Below are 3,409 nucleotides of genomic sequence, written 5' to 3' on the forward strand. Positions count from 1 at the left end.
GATCTTCAGATATCTCATCTTGGGGTAGGCTTCGTGCTTAGATGCTTTCAGCACTTATCCCATCCAGACATGGCTACCCGGCTCTGCTACTGGCATAACAACCGGTTCACTAGCGGTCTGTCCATCCCGGTCCTCTCGTACTAGGGACAGCACCCCTCAAATATCTTGCGCCCACGGCGGATAGGGACCGAACTGTCTCACGACGTTCTGAACCCAGCTCACGTACCGCTTTAATGGGCGAACAGCCCAACCCTTGGGACCGACTACAGCCCCAGGATGCGATGAGCCGACATCGAGGTGCCAAACCTCGCCGTCGATGTGGACTCTTGGGCGAGATCAGCCTGTTATCCCCGGGGTAACTTTTGTTCGATAAGCGACGGCCCTTCCATACAGTGCCGCCGGATCACTATGTCCAACTTTCGTTTCTGCTCGACTTGTAGGTCTCGCAGTCAAGCCACCTTATGCCATTGCACTCAACGGCTGATTCCCAACCAGCCTGAGGTGACCTTTGAGCGCCTCCGTTACTCTTTAGGAGGCAACCGCCCCAGTCAAACTGCCCGCCTGACTCTGTCCGCTGAAAGGATGACTTCCAAGGTTAGAATTCCAATAACTCTAGCGTGGTATCCCACCGATGGCTCCGCGCAACTTTGCAATCACGCCTCATAGCCTCCCACGTATCCTGTACAAAAGCTACCAAAACCCAAAATCAGGTTACAGTAAAGCTCCACGGGGTCTTTCCGTCCTGCCGCGGGTATCAAGCATCTTCACTTGAGTTGCAATTTCGCCGGGCCTCCTCCAGAGACAGTGGACAAGTCGTTACTCCATTCGTGCAGGTCGGAACTTACCCGACAAGGAATTTCGCTACCTTAGGACCGTTATAGTTACGGCCGCCGTTTACCGGGGCTTCGATTCAATGCTTCGCTTGCGCTGACATCTCCTCTTAACCTTCCGGCACCGGGCAGGAGTCAGCCCCTATACATCACCATCACGGTTTTGCAGAGACCTGTGTTTTTGATAAACAGTCGCTTGTCCCATTTCACTGCGGCCTAGCTCAGCATATTAGAGTGAATCCATACACCAAACTAGGCACCCCTTCTCCCGAAGTTACGGGGCTAATTTGCCGAGTTCCTTAGGAGGAGTTACCCCGCCGCCTTAGTATTCTCTACCCACCTACCTGTGTCGGATTACGGTACGGGCACCTGATAGTCTCACTAGAAGATTTTCTTGGCAGCATGGGGTCAATCACTTCGATGCATTCGCACCTCGTATTCGCTTCTCGAGCTTAACGTCCACACGGTTTTGCCTACGTGAACACTCTACCAGCTTAACCGCACAACCAACAGTGCGTAGATCTACCCTTCTGCGTCTCTCCGTCGCTTTATAACGACTCTCAGGTGGGGCCGGAATATGAACCGGCTATCCATCGCCTACGGCTTTCGCCCTCAGCTTAGGTCCCGCCTTACCCTGGGCGGACAACCCTTCCCCAGGAAACCTTAGGTTTTCGGCGGTGAAGATTCTCACTTCACTTTACGCTACTTATACCTGCATTCGCACTTCTGTACCGTCCAGAAGTCCTTACGGTCTTCCTTCACTCGTTACAGAACGCTCCCCTACCACTATAGTATGTCCGTAGACACACTCTAATCCGTAGCTTCGGTACCAGGCTTGAGCCCCGTTACATTTTCGGCGCAAAACCTCTCGACCAGTGAGCTATTACGCACTCTTTAAAGGATGGCTGCTTCTAAGCCAACCTCCTGGCTGTCTGAGAAATCTCACTTCCTTTACCACTTAGCCTGAATTTGGAGACCTTAGCTGACGATCTGGGCTGTATCCCTCTCGACTATGAAGCTTATCCCACACAGTCTGACTGCCTGGCAATGTTGAGCGGTATTCGGAGTTTGATGGAGTTCGGTAACCCGGTAAGGCCCCTAGCTCTGTCAGTGCTCTACCCCCGCTCATATAAACCAGACGCTAGCCCTAAAGCTATTTCGGGGAGAACCAGCTATCACCAGGTTCGGTTGGCATTTCACCCCTATCCACACCTCATCCAACGTTTTTTCAACAACGACAGGTTCGGACCTCCACACGAGTTTAATCGTGCTTCATCCTGGACATGGATAGCTCACCTGGCTTCGGGTTTAATACACGCTACTAGACGCCCTATTCAGACTCGCTTTCGCTTCGGCTCCGGTCTTTTTACACCTTAACCTCGCAACGTACATTAACTCGCAGGTTCATTCTACAAAAGGCACGCCCTCAGGCATTGCTCTTACGAGCCATAGCCCTCGAACAGTTTGTAAGCACACGATTTCAGGTTCTATTTCACTCCCCTCCCGGGGTTCTTTTCACGCTTTCCCTCACGGTACTTGCTCGCTATCGGTCGAAGGAGAGTATTTAGCCTTGGAAGATGGTCCTCCCGGATTCCCTGGGGATTTCACGTGTCCCCAGGTACTTAGGAAACAGCCACGAAAGTTCTTTATCTTCACCTACAGGGCTATCACCTTCTTTGGCGGATCTTTCCAGATCACTTCGATTCAATAAAAATTTTGTAACTTTCGGATAACTATGCAGAGTTATCCTCGCTGTCCCTGCAACCCCTGAAAGAGAACGACTGCAGTCTTCTGCCTCTTTCAGGTTTAGGCTCTTCCCCGTTCGCTCGCCACTACTTAGGGAATCTCTGTTGATTTATTTTCCACCGGGTACTGAGATGTTTCACTTCCCCGGGTTGTCTTCCCTGGCCTATGTGTTCAGCCAGGGATTCGATGCCTTATTGCATCGCTGGTTACCCCATTCGGAAATCTCCGGGTCAAGGGCCGCTTGCGCCTCACCGGAGCTTTTCGCAGCTCGCTGCGTCCTTCATCGACTTCCTTCGCCTAGGCATCCATCGTGCGCTCTTAGTAACTTAACCCTTAAACTTGAAGTACTTTCTCTTGACTTTAAGTTTGAAGGCACTTATTTAAAGCTTGAATCTCTTCAAAATACTAATTTCAATACTAAATTGCATTAGCAGGATGCTTTGATACTTGCAACATTATTCAGTTTTCAAAGACCAATATGAACACTTCCGTGCCCATATGAGAGAAAAGGATTCTCTCAAAGCTGAATAGCTAATTTAGTTATGTGCGTCGACCTAGGAGATTTACATACTCCTTAGAAAGGAGGTGATCCAGCCGCACCTTCCGATACGGCTACCTTGTTACGACTTCGTCCCAATCATCTACCATACCTTAGGCACCTGCCCCCTTGCGGTTGGCCCAGTGACTTCGGGTACAATTGACTTTCGTGACGTGACGGGCGGTGTGTACAAGGCCCGGGAACGTATTCACCACAGCGTAGCTGATCTGCGGTTACTAGCGATTCCGACTTCATGCAGGCGAATTGCAGCCTACAATCCGAACTGAGACCGGCC

The 3,409-nt window shown here is 51.0% G+C and carries 2 rRNA genes; both read right to left on the minus strand.

The window, feature by feature from the left end:
* Nucleotides 1-2,908: ribosomal RNA gene (locus tag WC259_RS08075) — 23S ribosomal RNA — on the minus strand; the annotation flags it as partial.
* A gap of 246 nt (nucleotides 2,909-3,154) precedes the next feature.
* Nucleotides 3,155-3,409: ribosomal RNA gene (locus WC259_RS08080) — 16S ribosomal RNA — on the minus strand; the annotation flags it as partial.

This window comes from Dehalococcoides sp. (genome assembly GCF_041654235.1).
Classification (GTDB): Bacteria; Chloroflexota; Dehalococcoidia; order Dehalococcoidales; family Dehalococcoidaceae; genus Dehalococcoides; species Dehalococcoides mccartyi_B.